This is a genomic window from Sulfitobacter sp. 1A12056 (assembly GCF_043558125.1).
GTDB classification, from domain to species: domain Bacteria; phylum Pseudomonadota; class Alphaproteobacteria; order Rhodobacterales; family Rhodobacteraceae; genus Sulfitobacter; species Sulfitobacter faviae.
On the sequence record NZ_JBIFFY010000003.1, the window covers coordinates 38,533 to 55,108 of the forward strand.

A 16,576-nucleotide genomic window follows, 5' to 3' on the forward strand; every position below is an offset into this window, starting at 1 on the left:
CTAGATTGCGTCGAAATCGAATGTTTTTTCCGGAGCCTGCCATTATGCGTCTCGCCCTTTCTTTGCCTCTTGCATCCTGCCTTGCCATTGTTGCCGCGCTGCCTGCGGCGGCGCAGGACCGTAGCATCAACTTCGCCCTGCGCGGCGGTGTCGGGGCGGCGCCGGATTATCCGGGCGCCAGTAGCTATCGCGCGACGCCGGATCTGGCCTTTACCTTCGGTTCGCTGGAATGGGGCGGGCGCAAGATCGGCACCAACATTGGCGAAGCGCCCAAGACCGGTTTCGGCTTCACTGGCGCGTTCCGCTATCTGGGTGAGCGTGACAGTTCCGATCACGCGGAGCTTGCGGGGCTTGAGGATATCGACGCGGCGGTCGAACTGGGCTTTGGCGTGGTCTACCGCGAGCTGAACTGGCAGGTCTTCGGCAAGGTGCGCCGTGGCTTTGGCGGCCATGAAGGCGTGACCGGCGACATCGGTGCCGATGTAATCTTCCGCCCCGATGAGCGCTGGACCATCACCGCAGGCCCGCGTTTCAGCCTTGGCAACGACACCTATGCTGACACCTATTACGGCGTCGACACCGCCACCACGAACTTCGCCGCTTATGAGGCCGGTGGCGGTCTGCTCGGCGCTGGTGTCGAGGTTGAGGCGACCTATCGTTTGGATGACGCTTGGGCGCTGGAAGGGGCCGTGGCCTATCAACGCCTGCTGAATGACGCCGCCGACAGCCCGATCACGCAGGCCGGGTCAGAGGATCAATGGACCATGCGCATTGGCGTCAGCCGCGCCTTTACTTGGCGGTTCTAAACGGCTTTGCGCCGCCCTTTCGGGGCGGCGCTTTGTCTTGTCTTAGCCGTAATGCGCGACCGGCGTGCCCGCGATGGCGCCCACGTTCAGCAGCCCGCGCGCGGTGATCGAGGGCGACACGATATGCGCCCGGTTGCCCATGCCCATCAGGATCGGTCCGACCTCGAGCCCGTCGCCCTTCATTTTCAGGATGTTGCGCACGCCCGAGGCAGCATCGGCATGGGCAAAGACCAGCACATTGGCGGCCCCTTCCATCCGGTTGCAGGGCAGCAGCCGCGCGCGCAGTTCGGCATCAAGCGCGGTGTCAATGTTCATCTCACCTTCGTAGACGAAATCATGATTGCCCGCGTCGAGGATTTCCAGCGCCGCGCGCAGACGTTTGCCCGACCCTTCGCCCTGATTGCCGAACTGGCTTTGTGAGCAGAGCGCCACTTTCGGCTCGATGCCAAAGCGGCGGACGTGGCGGGCGGCCCCGATGGCGATCTCGGCGATCTGTTCGGGGGTGGGGTGCAGGTTCACTTGGGTATCCGCGATGAAAAGCGGCCCGTCTTCGAGGATCATCATCGAAAGCGCGCCATGCGGGCGGAAACCGTCGCGGCCCAGCACTTGGTTGACGTAATTGAGGTGCCAGCCAAATTCGCCAAAGGTGCCGCAGATCAGGCTGTCGGCCTCACCACGATGCACCATGACGGCGCCAATGGCGGTGGTGTTGGTGCGCATGATCGCCCGCGCGATGTCGGGGCTGACGCCGCGGCGGCACATCAGGCTGTGATAGGTCTCCCAGTAATCGCGGTAGCGGGGGTCGTTCTCGGGGTTCACCAGATCGACGTTTTGGCCCAGTTGCAGGTTCAGACCCGCCTTTTCGATGCGCCGTTCGATCACCTCGGGGCGGCCAATGAGGATGGGCCGCTCCACCGTCTCTTCGATGATCGCTTGCGCGGCGCGCAGCACGCGTTCGTCCTCACCCTCGGCAAAGACCAGACGGCGGGGGGAGGAGCGGGCGGATTCGAAGACCGGGCGCATGATCAGCGCTGATTTGAAGACCGACCCATCGAGTTTGCGTTTATAGGCATCGAGGTCTTCGATGGGCCGCGCCGCGACGCCCGTCTCCATCGCGGCCTTGGCCACGGCGGAGGAGACGACGCCGATGAGACGCGGATCAAAAGGTTTCGGGATCAGATATTCCGCGCCAAAAGTCAGCTGTTCGCCCTGATAGGCCGCTGCCGCCTCCGCGCTTGTCGTGGCGCGGGCGAGGGCTGCGATGCCGTCGATACAGGCGATCTTCATCTCGTCGTTGATCGTGGTCGCACCCACGTCCAGCGCGCCCCGGAAGATGAAGGGGAAGCAGAGCACGTTGTTGACCTGATTGGGAAAATCGCTGCGCCCTGTGGCGATGATCGCATCCGGTGCCACAGCGCGGGCCACATCGGGCAGGATTTCCGGCGTGGGGTTCGCCAACGCAAAGATGATCGGGCGTTTGGCCATCTTCGCCACCATCTCGGGCGAGAGCACACCGGGGCCGGAGAGGCCGAGGAAGAGGTCGGCCCCGTCGATCACATCATCCAGCGTGCGCAGATCGGATTTCTGCGCATATTCGGCTTTGCTGGGGTTCATATCCTCGGTCCGGCCCTCATAGACCAGCCCGTTGATGTCGCAGAGCCAGACGTTCTCGCGCTTCACGCCGAGTTTCAGCAGCATATTGAGGCAGGCGATGCCCGCAGCCCCGCCCCCGGTGGAGACGATCTTGATGTCCTCGAAACGTTTGCCCGCCACATGCAGCGCGTTCTTGGCCGCAGCGCCGACGACGATGGCGGTGCCGTGCTGGTCATCATGGAAAACGGGGATGTTCATGCGCTCGCGGCAGATCTTCTCGACTACGAAACAGTCGGGCGCCTTGATGTCTTCGAGGTTGATCGCGCCAAAGCTCGGCTCCATTGCGCAGACGATCTCGGCCAGTTTTTCGGGGTCGGATTGATCGAGCTCGATGTCGAAGCAATCGATGTTGGCGAATTTCTTGAAGAGCACGGCCTTGCCCTCCATCACCGGTTTCGAGGCCAGCGCGCCAATATTGCCCAGCCCCAGCACTGCCGTGCCATTGCTGACCACGGCCACCAGATTGCCGCGCGAGGTATAGCGGGCGGCGGTGTCGGGGTCGTTTTTGATTTCGATGCAGGCCTCGGCCACGCCCGGTGAATAGGCCCGCGCCAGATCGCGGCCATTGGCCAGCGGTTTGGTCGCGCGGATCTCCAGTTTCCCGGGCCGGGGGTGTTCGTGGTAATCCAATGCAGCTTGGCGCAGGTTGGGGGTGTCGGACATCTTTTATGCTTCTCCCGAATAATGGTTTAGCGTTAAACTAATTTTCGCGCGCAAGCAAAGCGGCTTTTGGCGGGGGCGGTCTAGGTGCCGGATGGCTTTGCCCCAGCGTCGCCCTTGCAGGTCATTTTGCGCGGGCTTTAAGAGGCGATTGAGGGGACATGTGGTTTTGCATCGCACAGGGCGGGGCAATTTTCTATAGTCCGAGAAAAGGGAGAGCCTAATGACTGATTTGCGCGACGCGGCTGTGTTGGTGCGGGAAAACGCCCATGCGCCCTATTCGAATTTCAAGGTCGGCGCGGCGATCCGCACCGCCTCGGGCGCGGTGTTCAGTGGCTGCAATGTCGAAAACGTCGCTTACCCGCAGGGCACCTGCGCCGAGGCGGGCGCGATTGCCGCCATGGTGGCGGCGGGCGAGCGTGAGATCGCCGAGGTCTATGTCGTGGCGGGCAGCGATATGCCGGTGACGCCTTGCGGCGGTTGCCGCCAGAAACTCGCGGAATTCTCGGGCGGGGATGTATCCGTGACCATGGCGACCGTGGCGGGCAAGGAACAGCAGACCACCATGGGCGACTTGCTGCCGGGGGCCTTTGGCGCCGCCCATATGCAGGGTTAACCGCATGAGCGCGCGGGACATTCTGGCGCGGCTGCGCCATGGTGAGGCATTGGATGCAGAGGCGCTGACCTGGATGGCCGGGGCGCTGGCCGATGGCCGTGTCAGTGACGCGCAGGCCGGGGCCTTTGCCATGGGCATTTGCCTTAATGGCTTGGACCAGCAGGGCCGCGTGGCGCTGACCCTCGCGATGCGCGATTCGGGGCAGGTGTTGGACTGGGATTTGGATGGCCCCGTGCTCGACAAACATTCGACCGGCGGGGTGGGCGATTGCGTCTCACTGATCCTCGCCCCCGCGCTGGCCGCCTGCGGGGCCTATGTGCCGATGATCTCGGGTCGGGGGCTGGGGCATACGGGCGGCACGCTCGACAAGCTTGAGGCGATCCCCGGCGTCAGCACGCAGTTGGAAGAGGCGCGGTTTCGCGACGTGGTGCGGGAGGTGGGTTGCGCCATTGTTAGCGCCAGCGGCGACATCGCACCGGCAGATCGGCGGCTTTATGCGGTGCGGGATGTGACCTCGACCGTGGATTCGCTCGACCTGATCACCGCGTCGATCCTGTCGAAAAAGCTCGCCGCCGGGCTGGATGGGCTGGTGCTTGACGTAAAGGTGGGCTCGGGCGCCTTCATGAAGGATCTCGTGCAAGCCCGCGCCTTGGCCGAAGCGCTGAGCGGCACCGCCACGGCGGCGGGCTGCCCGACGACGGCGGTGATTAGTGACATGAACCAGCCGCTGGTGCCGAGCCTTGGCAACGCGTTGGAAGTGGCCGAGGTGATGCGGGTGCTGACCGGGGCGGCGACGGGGCCGATCCTTGATGTGGCGGCAGAATCGGGCGGCGGGCTTCTTGCCAATGGCGGTTTGGCCGCGACGGCTGAGGCGGGGGCCGAAGCCCTGCGCGCGGCGGTCCGCGATGGCCGCGCGTTGGAGCGTTTCACCCGGATGCTCAGCGCCATGGGCGCACCCGCTGATTTCGCCGAAAACTGGGAGCGTATTCTACCCAAAGCCCCCGTGATCCGCGCAGTCCCCGCGCCGCGCGGTGGCTACGTTAGCGCGATCGACGGCGCGGCACTCGGCATGGCGGTGGTCAATCTCGGCGGAGGCCGGGTGGTTGAGGCGGACCAGATCGACCCGGCAGTGGGCCTGTCGGAAGTGCTGCGCTTGGGCGATGAGGTCCGTGCGGGCCAGCCCTTGGCACTGATCCATGCGGCGGAGGACGTGGCTGCGGATGCGGCAGAGGCGGCGGTTCTGGCGGCGATCACGCTTGGTGACAGGGCGGTTGAAACGCCGGATTTGATCTTGGAAAGGATCGGCTGATGGGACGTGCATTCTTGGTCGTGATCGACTCCGTGGGCATCGGCGGCGCGCCGGACGCGGGGGATTTCTTTAACGGCGATCTGCCGGACACCGGGGCCAATACGCTTGGCCATATCGCGCAGGCCTGTGCCGCGGGGAAGGCCGAAGAGGGGCGGAGCGGGCCGCTTGCGCTGCCCAATCTCGACCGGTTGGGTCTGGGTGCCGCGCTGAAGCTCGCCAGCGGGATGGAGGCACCGGGGCTGGGTGCTGCGCCCGAAGGCCGCTGGGGTGCTGCGACGGAGGTTTCGCAGGGCAAAGACACCCCCTCGGGCCATTGGGAATTGGCCGGGCTGCCGGTGCCTTGGGCATGGCATTACTTCCCGGATGAGACGCCTGCCTTTCCCGCCGCCCTGACCGCAGAAGTCGCGCAGTTGGCGGGCACCGATGGCATTTTGGGCAATTGCCACGCCTCTGGCACGGCGATCATCGAACGGCTGGGGGCGGAGCATTGCGAAAGCGGCTGGCCGATCTGCTATACCTCTGCCGACAGCGTGTTCCAGATCGCCGCGCATGAAGAGACCTTTGGCCTCGACCGCCTTTTGAAGCTTTGCCAAGACATCGCACCGCGGCTGCATGAGATGAAGGTGGGCCGTGTCATCGCGCGGCCCTTCACCGGGGAAGTGGGCGCCTTTGAGCGCACCGCGAACCGGCGCGACTATGCCATCACGCCGCCCAAACCCGTGCTGACCAACTGGGTGCAGAACGCCGGAGGGCGGGTCTATGCGGTGGGCAAGATCGGCGATATTTTCACCATGCAGGGCATCGACGAGCTGCGCAAAGGGCCGGATGCCAAGCTGATGGATCATCTGCATGATCTGGTGGGTGAAGCCGAAGAGGGCAGCCTGACCTTCGCCAATTTCGTGGAGTTCGACAGCCTTTACGGGCACCGCCGCGATGTCTCGGGCTATGCCCGCGCGTTGGAGTGGTTCGACGCCGAGATCGGCAAGGTGATCGCGGCGCTGCGCGAGGGCGACATGCTGGTGGTCACGGCGGACCATGGCAATGATCCGACATGGGCGGGCAGCGATCACACCCGGGAAAGGGTGCCGGTGCTGGTCGCCGGGACCGGGGCAGGGGCATTGGGGCATATCGGCTTTACCGATGTCGCAGCCCTCGTCGCCGGGCATCTGGGGGTAGAGGTGCCGCAGTAGCCGCGCAGCCTTTGCTTGCGAGCGGGGCGCTTGTGCGGCTAGAAGCAGGGCAAATAAAGGAGCCTGCCGCATGACCGATACCCCCAATCACCTGACGATCGTCGACCATCCGCTGGTGCAGCACAAGCTGACCATCATGCGCGACAAAGCCACTTCGACCGCCGTCTTCCGGCAGTTGCTGCGCGAGATCAGCCAGCTTTTGGCCTATGAGGTGACGCGCGGCCTGCCGATGACGACCAAACGGGTCGAGACCCCGATGCAAGAGATGGACGCGCCGACGCTCGACGGCAAGAAACTGGCGCTGATTTCGATCCTGCGGGCGGGCAACGGGCTGATGGATGGGGTGCTCGAATTGATCCCCTCGGCGCGGGTCGGCTTTGTCGGTCTCTACCGTGACGAAGAGACCCTCCAGCCGGTGCAGTATTACTTCAAAGTGCCCGAGGCGATGGAAGACCGTCTGGTCATCGCCGTGGACCCGATGCTGGCCACCGGCAATTCTTCGGTCGCGGCGATCAACCTGCTGAAAGAGGCAGGCGCCACCAATATCATCTTCCTCTGCCTGTTGGCCTCGCCCGAGGGGGTCGCCACGATGAAAGCGGCGCATCCGGACGTGCGCATCGTCACGGCCTCGCTGGACGAGTCCCTCAACGAGAAGGGCTATATCATCCCCGGTTTGGGCGACGCGGGCGACCGGATGTTCGGCACCAAGTGATCGGGTAAGTTTCGCTAATCGGCGCGCGGTGCTTTACTCAGGCCGCGCGCTGATGCATCGTTCTACCAGATAGTGTGGGGGCATTAGATGACACTTACCAGAAGTATTGCCATGGCGATGATCGTCGCAGCCTTGGGCGTCGGCGGATCGCAGACCCAAGCGCAGGACAGCCGCAGCCAACCGGCAGAGTTTCCGCCGTCCTCTTACAAGGGCAAGCAATATGTCGACAGCGCGGGATGTGTGTTCATCCGCGCGGGCATCGACGGCAATGTGTCATGGGTGCCCCGCATGAGCCGTGCGCGCCAGCAAATCTGCGGTTTCCAGCCCACAAACGGCGTGAAAGTGGCAGAGGCAAAGGTTGAGGCGGCGCAGACCAAAGTCGATCCCGCCCCGGCCAAGAGGCCCCCGGCTCGTGTCGCCGGGGCGCCCGCGCCCAAGGCGAAGCCGAAAGCCCCCGTGGCCCGGCCCGCGCCGCGGAAGGTGGTGCGCCGTGTCGCGCCAGCCCCGGCGCGGAGCGCTGCCCCCAAAGTCGTGCGCGAGACCGCGCCGCGCCCCGTGCCCGTGGTGCCCAGCAAACCTGTCGCGCTGGCCGCCCCGGCACCGGCTGGCTTCGCCACCGCCTGCCCCGGCGCTTCGCCCCTGTCGCAGCGCTATATGCGGCGCGGGGATGGGTATAGCGTGCGCTGCGGTCCGCAGGCGGAGCCGATTGTGACAGGGCGTCTTGCCCCTTCGAGCCCACAGCGCGGCACCGCACCGCAGCCCTACCGCAGCGCGAGTATGATGCCCGGCGTTGCCGCTGCACCCGCGCGGATCGTGGCCCCTGCCGCCGTCGCCGCGCCGGTGGTCAGCGCCAAACCCACCCGCGCCGTGGGCACGCAGACGCGGATCGTGCCGAAACATGTGGCGATCAACCGGGTGAACACGACCAATGTGAAAGTCCCGAAAGGATACCGGAAGGTTTGGGAGGACGACCGTCTGAACCCGCACCGGGCGGAGCAGACCTTGGAAGGCCGCGCCGACATGCTGTTGGTCTGGACCCAGACCCTACCGCGCCGTTTGGTGAACAAAGCCACCGGCGAAGATGTGACCGCCAAAGTGCCGCTGATCTACCCTTATCTTGATATCGAAACGCAGCGCCGCAAGCTGGGACGGGTCAAGATTGTCGAGCGGGACGGCCAAATCGTGAAACGGGTGCTGCGCTACCGCAACGCCGCGCCGATCCATCGGGATGCCCGCCCGATCAAGAAGGCCCCCGTCTATTCCAGCCGCTCGGCCCCGACAGCCCAGCCCAGCACCAAAGCGGGCTATGTGCAGGTCGGTGTCTTCGGCAGCCCCGCCAATGCGCAGCGCGCGGCGCGGCAGATCGCGGCCTTGGGCCTGCCCGCCCGCATCGGCAAACAGACACGGGGCGGCAAGACCTATCACAGCGTTCAGGCAGGCCCCATTGCGGGCGGCTCTGCCCAAGCGGCGCTTGGCCAATTGCGCCGGGCGGGATACCGGGACGCCTATCTGCGGCGCTAAGCGTTATGCGATGAAGGAAAAAGGCCAGCCGCGGTGTTCCCCGGCTGGCCTTTTTCTTGGGCCAATCCGTCAGCCGCCGCAGATGCTTTGCAATCTCAGCCAATCGGCATCCGACATCAGCGGCGCGGTTAGCTTGCCGTTCATCGGGTCACCTTCGATCAGGGGCAGGGTGCTTTCGCCGGTGATGTCACGCGCAAAGGCATAGGGTTTGCTGCGCAGCTCGGCCTTGGCAAATCGCGCCAGTTGAGCCTCGACCGTCGGGGTCGCGGCGGGGCGCATCAGCAGTTGCTCGGCATAGGCATCCAGCGCCTCGGAAGAGATATCGCCGGTGGTCAGCAGGCGGAAATTCTCGCGCAGGCCCACGGCCTCCAAAAGCGCGCGCAGCGGGTCATGTTCCCGGCGCGCCACATCCTCGGTCAGCACATAGCCCGCGGCGACATCGGGCTCTTCGTAATCCTCCAGCACCGCGCGGTCGAGCACGATGAGACGGCCCGGCAGATGCAGGCTGGCGCGGGTCATATCGGGCAGGATCGCCACGCGCCCGACCTCCAACCGTTTGGTGAGCCGCGCCAGCGCGGCACTGCCGCCGGGGCTTTCGCAGGCGGGGCCGGACACCCGTTCAAGCCGCTTCAGCAGCGCCGTGCCCAATGAGACGCGCTTGACCTCTGGGACCACTTTGATCGCATGATCGCGCAGCGCGCCGGGCATCCAAAAGACCGCCAGCGCCGCCACCACCGCGACGGAGGCCAACATGCCGACCGACCGCAAACGCCCCGGCTTGGGACGGCTGCGATTGATCGCGCGGCGCAGCTTTTCGATGGCCTCGATCATCTCGGTTTCATTGTCGGGCAGTTCCAGCGTCTCGCCCGGATCGCCGTCTGGATGATAGAGCGCGGGGGTCTGGCCGGGGTTGGCCCTGTCGACGGCGGCCAGCGACCAATGGGTCAGCGCCTGATCCTTGAGATCGCTGATCACCAGCGTCGCGTCACCGATAGAGACGATCACCTCGCGCCGCTGCGCATCGGGCGTGGCGCGCCAAAGGCCCGTCGCTTCGAGCCGGGCGTATTTTGTCAAGGCGGTCATGGGGTTCTGCTGCGGGCCTGTCAGTTTTCGCCACTCTACCACGCGCTGCGGGATCAGCAATGGCAGGTGACATAATGCCCCGCCTTAGAGGCACGCCGCCTGTTTGCGCAACGCGAACTTCTGGATTTTCCCGGTGGAGGTTTTGGGCAATTCGCCAAAGACCACGCGCTTGGGCGTTTTGAACCCGGCAAGGCGCGCGCGGGCGAAGGCGATCAGCGCCTCTTCGCTGGCCTCCGCCCCCGGTTTCAACTCGACAAAGGCGCAGGGCACCTCGCCCCATTTCTCATCCGGTTGCGCCACCACGGCGGCGAGGTTGACCGCGCCGTGGCCCATCAACACGCCCTCGACCTCGACGCTCGAAATATTCTCTCCACCCGAAATGATGATGTCCTTGGCGCGGTCGGCGATCTGGATGTAGCCATCGGGGTGCTGCACCGCGATGTCGCCGGAGTGGAAGTAGCCGCCTGCAAAGGCTTCGGCCGTGGCCTCGGGGTTCTTGAGGTAGCCTTTCATCACCGCATTGCCGCGGATCATGATCTCGCCCTGTGCCGCGCCATCGCGCGGGGTTTGGGCCATCTCGGCGTCCATCACGGTGATCTCTTCCATCATCGGCATGGCGACACCTTGGCGCGCTTTGATCCCGGCGCGTTCGGGTTCGGGCAGCCCGTCCCATTCGCCTTGCCAGAGACATTCGGTGACATGGCCAAAGGTCTCGGTCAGCCCATAGACCTGCGTGACGTTGAACCCCAGCTTTTCGATCTTCGACAGGGTCGCGGGGGCCGGGGGCGCGCCCGCGGTGAAAACCTCGACCCGGTGATCGAAGGCGCGGCGGTCTTCTGCGTCCGCGTTGACCAGCATGTTCAGCACGATGGGCGCGCCGCCGAAATGGGTGACGCCGTGATCGGCGATGGCGTCATAGATCGCGGCGGCGGTGATGTCGCGGCAACAGACCAGCGTGCCGCCCAAAAGCGGCATCATCCAAGTGTGATTCCAGCCGTTGCAGTGAAACAGCGGCACGATCTGCATGAAGACCGGGCGCAGCACCATCTGCCAAGAGATCACCGTGCCCATGGTCATCAGGTAGGCGCCGCGGTGGTGATAGACCACGCCCTTGGGCCGCCCGGTGGTGCCGGAGGTGTAGTTGAGCGCGAGGCTCTCCCATTCATCTTCGGGCATGATCCAGTGAAAATTCGGATTGGCTTCGGCCAGAAGGTCTTCGTATTGCGGGTGCCGCCCGCTGGTAGGGAAACCGGCGGCAGGGTCGGGCACTTCGATGATCGCGGGGCAGGTGCCCTCCATCCGCGCGCAGGCGTCTTCGGCGAGCGGCAGGAACTCGGTATCGACCAAAAGCACCTTGGCGCCGCCGTGGTCGAGGATATAGGCCACCGTGTCGGGATCGAGGCGAATGTTGATGGTGTTGAGCACGGCCCCGCAGGCGGGCACGCCGAAATGCGCCTCGGCCTGCGCGGGCAAGTTGGGGATAAGGGTGGCGACCACATCGCCCGGGGTCACGCCGATCTCGGCCAGTAGCGCGGCGAGGCGGGTGCAGCGGTCATGGTACTGGGCATAGGTGACGCGATGCACGCCGTGGATCACTGCCGTCTGGTTCGGGAAAACCTCTGCGGCGCGGGCCAAATGCGACAAGGGCGTGAGCGGCACGAAATTCGCCGCGCATTTCTCAAGCCCGCTTTCATCCGTCATCCACCCCATGCGACCCCTCCCAAGGCATTGGTTGCGATTTGGGGTTGAGTATTGCTGCCCGGACGTGACTTTGAAAAGAGGTCAGGAGGGAAAAGGAGGGCAGATGCAGGACATAGCGGTAAAATCGGGGCTGGCGGCGCTTTGCGCGGTAAGCGGTATGGCGGCTTTGGGGCTGACGGACAATTTCGTCCCCTTCATCACCGAGCGCGGGTCGCTCTGGCAGTTTCACTTCCTGCGCGGGCTTATGGCGGTGGCGATCCTGATGGTGCTCGCGGCCTTGGGTTTCGGCATTTTGCGCCCGCGGCGGTTCTGGGCCGTGGCCGGGCGCAGCCTGTTTCAGGCCGGGGCGATGTTGATCTATTTCGGCTGTCTGGCTTTTCTGCCCATCGGGGTGGTGGTGGCCGGGCTGTTCACCTCGCCGCTTTTCGTGCTGATGATCTCGGCCCTGTTTCAGGGCAAACGCGTCGGCCCGTGGCGGTGGGGGGCCGTGGCCGTGGGCTTTGCCGGGGCCTTGATGGTGATCCGCCCGGACCCGAGCGATCTTGACCCCGTGGCCTTCCTCCCGCTGCTGGCCGGGGCGCTCTATGCCATCGGTGCCGTGGCGACGCGGGCGTGGTGCGAGGGGGAGAGCACGATGGTGATGACCGCAGGCTTCTTCGGCATGTTGGCTGTTATGGGCGGCATCGGTGTCTTGGTCCTGCCGGGGGCGGAGGTGGCGGGGGCCGAAGGTTTCGTCAGCCGCACATGGGGCCCGCTCGACGGCGCGATGTGGTTCTGGATCGCGGTGCAGGCGGTGGGCTCGCTCATCGGCATCGGCTTTCTGGTGCGCGGCTACCAACTGGGAGAGGCCGGGCATGTGGCGATTTTCGAGTACTCGCTGCTGATCTTCGCCAGTTTCTGGGCCTATATCCTTTGGGATCAAGAGGTGCCGCCCTTGGGATTCGCGGGCATGGCGTTGATCGCACTGGCCGGGGCGGTGATCGCCCTACGCAGCGATGAGCCTTCGACCCTGCGCGCGCCGGAGGCGGTGGAGTGATCATCAGTCGCGGTCGGCGTTACGTCTTCGTTCATATCCCCAAGACCGGGGGCACCTCACTAGCGCTGGCGCTTGAAGATCGCGCGATGAAAGACGATGTGATGCTGGGCGATACGCCGAAAGCGCGCAAGCGGCGGCGGCGGGTGCAGGGCGCGCAGGCGGCGGGGCGGCTGTGGAAGCACTCGACACTGGCGGACATCGATGGGCTGGTGCGCGCTGAGGAATTGGACGATCTGTTCTGCTTCACGCTGGTGCGCAACCCGTGGGATCGGGTGGCGAGCTACTATCGCTGGCTGCGGGGGCAGGGGTTCGATCATCCGGCGGTGGCTTTGGCGAAGGCGACGGATTTCGCCGGGTTCCTGCGGCATCCGCAGACGCAAGCCAGTCTGCGCGCATGGCCTGCGCGGCGGTATATGCAGGATGCGGCGGGGCGGGAGCGTTGCGATCTTTATATTCGGCTGGAGCATTTTGCGCAGGATGCGGCGCCATTGTTTGAGCATCTTGGGTTTGAATTGGACTTGCCGCGGGTGAATGCCTCGGAGGGGCAGGCGGCCTATACGCCCGAGTTGCGCGATTTGGTGTCGGAGATCTGCGCCGAGGACATCGCGCGGTTCGGTTACGTTTACCAAGAGCACTAGGGCCAGCGCCTGCCCGTGGGTTGGCGACCCGCGCAGTGTTGTTGCCACTTTATGGTTCAACCGTGATGTGCCCTCGCGGGGTCACGCTCAGCCTCACCAAATCGCCTACCCGGGGGACGGGCAGGCAATGGCCCGGCGCCTGCGGCTTGATTCCGGGCCGGGTGGCAGCAGGAGCGTCAAATAAAAAGGGGCGCCGAAGCGCCCCTCTCCCCCTCACGCCGCTTTGGCGTCCGGGTTGAACCGTCCGTAGAAACTCTGGTTCTTCTGCGCCATATCGCGCAGCAGATCCGGGCAGGCAAAGCGCTCACCGTATTTCTCGGTCAACTCGTCACAACGCTCCGCCGCATAAGGCGCGCCGATCATGTCGAGCCAGCTCAGCGGACCGCCGGACCAGGGCGCGAAACCCCAGCCGAGGATCGCGCCAACGTCGCCCTCGCGGATGTCCATCAAGACACCTTCCTCCAGCGCGCGCACGGCTTCCAGCGTCTGCGAGAACAGCAAGCGGTGCTGCACCTCGATCAACTCGGGCTGCTCGTCGGCCACGGGGTACTTGTCCCCCATGCCCTGCCACAGACCCTCGCGCTTGCCCTTGGCGTCGTAGCTGTAGAAACCGGCGTTGGCCTTGCGGCCCAGACGGCCTTCTTCCTCCATCCAGAACACCAGCGGGTCGATGTCGTCGTTCGGATAGGCATCGCCCATCGCCGCCTTGGTCGCCCGGGCGATCTTCGCGCCCAGATCGATCGAGGTCTCGTCCATCAGCTGCAGCGGGCCCAAGGGCATGCCGACCAGCTTGGCCGCATTCTCGATCAGCGCCGGCTCGACACCCTCCTGCACCATGCGCACACCCTCGTTGATATAGGGAATGATGCAGCGGTTGGCATAGAAGAAGCGCGCGTCATTGACCACGATCGGGGTCTTGCGGATCTGGCGCACGTAGTCGAGCGCTTTCGCCACGGCCCGGTCACCGGTCTCTTGGCCCTTGATGATCTCCACCAGCAGCATCTTCTCGACGGGCGAGAAGAAGTGGATGCCGATGAACTGCTCATCGCGGCTCGACGCTTTGGCCAGATCGGTGATCGGCAAGGTCGAGGTGTTGGAGGCAAAGATGCAATCTTCGGGGATCACGGCTTCGACCTTCTGGGTCATCTCGGCCTTCACCTTCGGGTCCTCGAAGACCGCTTCGATGATCAGGTCGCAGCCTTTCAGCGCCTCCAGATCGGTGGTGGCGGTGATCAGATCGAGCACCTTGGCCTTCTTCTCGGGCGTGGCTTTCTTACGGGCGATGCCCTTGTCGAAATAGCCCTCGGTATAGGCCTTGCCGCGGTCCGCGGCCTCCTGCGTCTGGTCGATCAGCACCACCTCGATCCCGGCCTGCGCCGAGACCAGCGTGATGCCGGCACCCATCATGCCCGCGCCCAGAACGCCCAGCTTCTTCACGCGCTGGTCCAGCACGCCTTCGGGCCGCACGGCGCCTTTCTCCAGCGCTTCCTTGTTGAGGAAGAGCGAGCGGATCATGTTGCCCGACGACGGATTCATCAGCACGTTGGTGAACCAGCGCGCCTCGACCTTCAGTGCGGTGTCGAAAGGCACGAGCGCGCCTTCGTAAACCGCCGACAAGAGCGCCTTGGCCGCCGGATAGACGCCCTGGGTCTTGCCGTTGACCATGGCGTTGGCGCCGACGAAGGTCATGAAGCCCGCCGGGTGGTAAGGCGCGCCGCCGGGCATCTTGTAGCCCTTGGCATCCCACGGCTTGACCAGATCGGCGTCCTTGGCGTTCAGCACCCAGTCGCGGGCTGCGGCCATCGGGTCTTCGCTGACCTCGTCGATGATCCCGGCCTTCTGCGCGGCGGCGGGAGCAACCATCTTGCCTTCCAGAAGGAAGGGCGAGGCCGCCATGGCGCCGAGCTTGCGCACCATTCGCGTGGTGCCGCCCGCACCCGGGAAGATGCCCACGAGGATCTCCGGCAGGCCGATGCGCGCCTTGGGGTTGTCGGCGGCAAAGGTGCGATGCGTGGCCAGTGGCAGTTCCAGCCCGATGCCCGCGGCGGTGCCGGGGATCACGCAGGCCACGGGCTTGCCGCCCTTGTTGGTCTTGGGGTCCATGCCCGCGCGCTCGATCTTGCGCAGCAGGGCGTGCATCTGCATCGTGCCCTCGAAAAGCCCCTTGGCCGGATCGTCGCCTGCGTCTTCCTTCATCTTCGCCAGCAGGTTCAGGTCCATGCCCCCGGCAAAGGAGCCTTCCTTGCCGGAGGTGATGACGATGCCTTTGACGGCTTCATCGGCCAGCGCGTCGTCGATATGCTTTTCCAGATCGCGCAGGCCGTCGAAGGACATGACGTTCATGCTCTTGCCCGGCACGTCCCAGGTGATGGTGGCGATGCCCTCGGCATCCTTGTTCATGGTGAAATCGGTCATTCTTTTGCTCCCTTCGCGGCTCACACGCGCTCGATGATGGTGGCGGCACCCATGCCGGACGCGATGCAGAGCGTGGCCAGCCCCACTTCCTTGTCGGCGCGCTCCATCTCATCAAGCAGGATGCCGATGATCATGGCACCGGTGGCGCCCAGGGGGTGCCCCATGGCGATGCCGCCGCCGTTCACGTTGACCTTGCTGTCATCCACGTCGAAGGCCTGCATGAAGCGCAGCACCACGGCGGCGAAGGCCTCATTGACCTCGAACAGATCGATGTCGCCGATGGTCATGCCGTTGTCCTTGAGGATTTTCTCGGTCACCGGCACCGGGCCGGTCAGCATGATGGTGGGATCGGTGCCGATCTTGGCGGTGGCGCGGATGCGGGCGCGGGGCTTCAGCCCATGCTGCTCGCCAAACTCCTTGTTACCGATCAGCACGGCGGCGGCGCCGTCGACGATGCCCGACGAGTTGCCCGCGTGGTGGATGTGGTTGATCCGCTCAAGATGCGGGTATTTCATCAGCGCGACCTTGTCGAAGCCGGGCATGACCTCGCCCATCTGCTGAAAGGCGGGGTTCAAGCCGCCAAGGCTCTGCATATCGGTCTGCGGGCGCATGTATTCGTCGCGGTCGAGGATCGCGAGGCCGTTCTGGTCACGCACGGTGATGACGGACTTGTCGAAGCGGCCCTCTTCCCAGGCCCGCGCGGCGCGCTGCTGGGACTGCATGGCCAGTTGGTCGGCCTCGTCGCGCGAAAAGCCGAACTCGGTGGCGATGATGTCCGCCGAGATGCCTTGGGGCACGAAGTATTTCTCCATCGCCAGCGTCGGGTCCACGGCGATGGCCGCCCCATCGCTGCCCATGGCCACGCGGCCCATCATCTCGACACCACCGGCGATATAGCCGTTGCCCGCGCCGCCTTTGACTTGGTTCGCGGCGAGGTTCACCGCTTCCATGCCCGACGCGCAGAAACGGTTGATGGCCAGACCCGGGATGCGCTCATCAAGGTCCGAGGCCAGCACCGCCGAGCGGGCCAGGCAGCCGCCCTGTTCCATCACCTGGGTGACGTTGCCCCAGATCACGTCCTCGACGGCATGGCCTTCGAGGTTGTTGCGCTCCTTCACGGCGTTCAGGGTCTGGGCGGAAAGCCGCAGCGAGGTCACCTCGTGCAGGGCGCCGTCCTTGCGGCCCTTGCCGCGCGGGGTGCGCAGGGCGTCGTAGATGTAAACGTCTTGGGTCATG

13 protein-coding genes are annotated in these 16,576 nt (G+C 65.0%); 8 read left to right on the forward strand and 5 right to left on the reverse strand.

The genetic code is table 11. From position 1 onward, the window contains the following. Positions 1-62: 62 nt before the first annotated feature. Positions 63-806, forward strand: coding sequence for a MipA/OmpV family protein (locus tag ACGYLD_RS08325; RefSeq protein ID WP_271693101.1), 744 nt, complete (start codon positions 63-65; stop codon positions 804-806). Between the two features lie 42 nt (positions 807-848). On the opposite strand, the gene ACGYLD_RS08330 is transcribed toward ACGYLD_RS08325, so the two are convergent. Continuing rightward, positions 849-3,122, reverse strand: a complete 2,274-nt coding sequence (locus ACGYLD_RS08330; RefSeq protein ID WP_271693103.1) for an NADP-dependent malic enzyme — start codon at positions 3,120-3,122, stop codon at positions 849-851. A 220-nt stretch (positions 3,123-3,342) separates the two neighbouring features. Here ACGYLD_RS08330 and ACGYLD_RS08335 point away from each other — a divergent pair, with 220 nt between their 5' ends. The 5 genes from ACGYLD_RS08335 (at position 3,343) to ACGYLD_RS08355 (ending at position 8,467) form a co-directional block, all read left to right on the forward strand. Further along, positions 3,343-3,735 carry a cytidine deaminase gene (locus ACGYLD_RS08335; RefSeq protein ID WP_067267269.1) on the forward strand — a complete coding sequence of 131 codons (393 nt, stop codon included), beginning with the start codon at positions 3,343-3,345 and terminating at the stop codon, positions 3,733-3,735. 4 nt (positions 3,736-3,739) lie between these two features. Further along, entirely contained in the window at positions 3,740-5,044 is a 1,305-nt protein-coding gene (locus tag ACGYLD_RS08340; RefSeq protein WP_271693104.1) for a thymidine phosphorylase, read from the forward strand. Then, positions 5,044-6,234, forward strand: a complete 1,191-nt coding sequence (locus ACGYLD_RS08345) for a phosphopentomutase (RefSeq protein ID WP_271693105.1) — start codon at positions 5,044-5,046, stop codon at positions 6,232-6,234. The genes ACGYLD_RS08340 and ACGYLD_RS08345 overlap by 1 nt, the downstream gene beginning before the upstream one ends. A gap of 70 nt (positions 6,235-6,304) precedes the next feature. Continuing rightward, entirely contained in the window at positions 6,305-6,946 is a 642-nt protein-coding gene (gene upp, locus ACGYLD_RS08350; RefSeq protein ID WP_067263778.1) for a uracil phosphoribosyltransferase, read from the forward strand. Positions 6,947-7,033: 87 nt separating this feature from the next. Then, a complete protein-coding gene (locus ACGYLD_RS08355; protein WP_394402095.1) occupies positions 7,034-8,467 on the forward strand; it encodes an SPOR domain-containing protein in 1,434 nt (477 codons plus the stop codon). Between the two features lie 69 nt (positions 8,468-8,536). Here the strand turns inward: ACGYLD_RS08355 and ACGYLD_RS08360 are convergent, their stop codons facing one another. Further along, entirely contained in the window at positions 8,537-9,550 is a 1,014-nt protein-coding gene (locus ACGYLD_RS08360) for a hypothetical protein (protein ID WP_394402098.1), read from the reverse strand. Positions 9,551-9,634: 84 nt separating this feature from the next. Continuing rightward, complete coding sequence (locus tag ACGYLD_RS08365; RefSeq protein WP_394402101.1) at positions 9,635-11,260, reverse strand: AMP-binding protein; 1,626 nt, start codon at positions 11,258-11,260, stop codon at positions 9,635-9,637. Positions 11,261-11,354: 94 nt separating this feature from the next. Between ACGYLD_RS08365 and ACGYLD_RS08370 the strand changes: the two genes are divergently transcribed. Both ACGYLD_RS08370 and ACGYLD_RS08375 read left to right on the forward strand, forming a co-directional pair. After that, complete coding sequence (locus tag ACGYLD_RS08370; protein ID WP_271693110.1) at positions 11,355-12,287, forward strand: DMT family transporter; 933 nt, start codon at positions 11,355-11,357, stop codon at positions 12,285-12,287. Then, a complete protein-coding gene (locus tag ACGYLD_RS08375; protein WP_271693112.1) occupies positions 12,284-12,925 on the forward strand; it encodes a sulfotransferase family 2 domain-containing protein in 642 nt (213 codons plus the stop codon). The genes ACGYLD_RS08370 and ACGYLD_RS08375 overlap by 4 nt, the downstream gene beginning before the upstream one ends. A gap of 213 nt (positions 12,926-13,138) precedes the next feature. Here ACGYLD_RS08375 and ACGYLD_RS08380 read toward each other — a convergent pair whose 3' ends face one another. Then, positions 13,139-15,340, reverse strand: a complete 2,202-nt coding sequence (locus ACGYLD_RS08380) for a 3-hydroxyacyl-CoA dehydrogenase NAD-binding domain-containing protein (protein ID WP_271693113.1) — start codon at positions 15,338-15,340, stop codon at positions 13,139-13,141. Between the two features lie 20 nt (positions 15,341-15,360). After that, positions 15,361-16,575 (reverse strand): acetyl-CoA C-acetyltransferase, encoded by a 1,215-nt coding sequence (locus ACGYLD_RS08385; RefSeq protein WP_209218222.1) that lies wholly within the window; start codon positions 16,573-16,575, stop codon positions 15,361-15,363. Position 16,576: the final 1 nt, after the last annotated feature.

What these genes read in the sequence shown, in the direction of transcription:
- ACGYLD_RS08330 (WP_271693103.1), bottom strand. Translation starts at nt 3,122, where the DNA reads ATGTCCGACACCCCCAACCTGCGCCAAGCTGCATTGGATTACCACGAA.
- ACGYLD_RS08335 (WP_067267269.1), top strand. Translation starts at nt 3,343, where the DNA reads ATGACTGATTTGCGCGACGCGGCTGTGTTGGTGCGGGAAAACGCCCAT.
- ACGYLD_RS08340 (WP_271693104.1), top strand. Translation starts at nt 3,740, where the DNA reads ATGAGCGCGCGGGACATTCTGGCGCGGCTGCGCCATGGTGAGGCATTG.
- ACGYLD_RS08345 (WP_271693105.1), top strand. Translation starts at nt 5,044, where the DNA reads ATGGGACGTGCATTCTTGGTCGTGATCGACTCCGTGGGCATCGGCGGC.
- upp (WP_067263778.1), top strand. Translation starts at nt 6,305, where the DNA reads ATGACCGATACCCCCAATCACCTGACGATCGTCGACCATCCGCTGGTG.
- ACGYLD_RS08355 (WP_394402095.1), top strand. Translation starts at nt 7,034, where the DNA reads ATGACACTTACCAGAAGTATTGCCATGGCGATGATCGTCGCAGCCTTG.
- ACGYLD_RS08360 (WP_394402098.1), bottom strand. Translation starts at nt 9,550, where the DNA reads ATGACCGCCTTGACAAAATACGCCCGGCTCGAAGCGACGGGCCTTTGG.
- ACGYLD_RS08365 (WP_394402101.1), bottom strand. Translation starts at nt 11,260, where the DNA reads ATGGGGTGGATGACGGATGAAAGCGGGCTTGAGAAATGCGCGGCGAAT.
- ACGYLD_RS08370 (WP_271693110.1), top strand. Translation starts at nt 11,355, where the DNA reads ATGCAGGACATAGCGGTAAAATCGGGGCTGGCGGCGCTTTGCGCGGTA.
- ACGYLD_RS08380 (WP_271693113.1), bottom strand. Translation starts at nt 15,340, where the DNA reads ATGACCGATTTCACCATGAACAAGGATGCCGAGGGCATCGCCACCATC.
- ACGYLD_RS08385 (WP_209218222.1), bottom strand. Translation starts at nt 16,575, where the DNA reads ATGACCCAAGACGTTTACATCTACGACGCCCTGCGCACCCCGCGCGGC.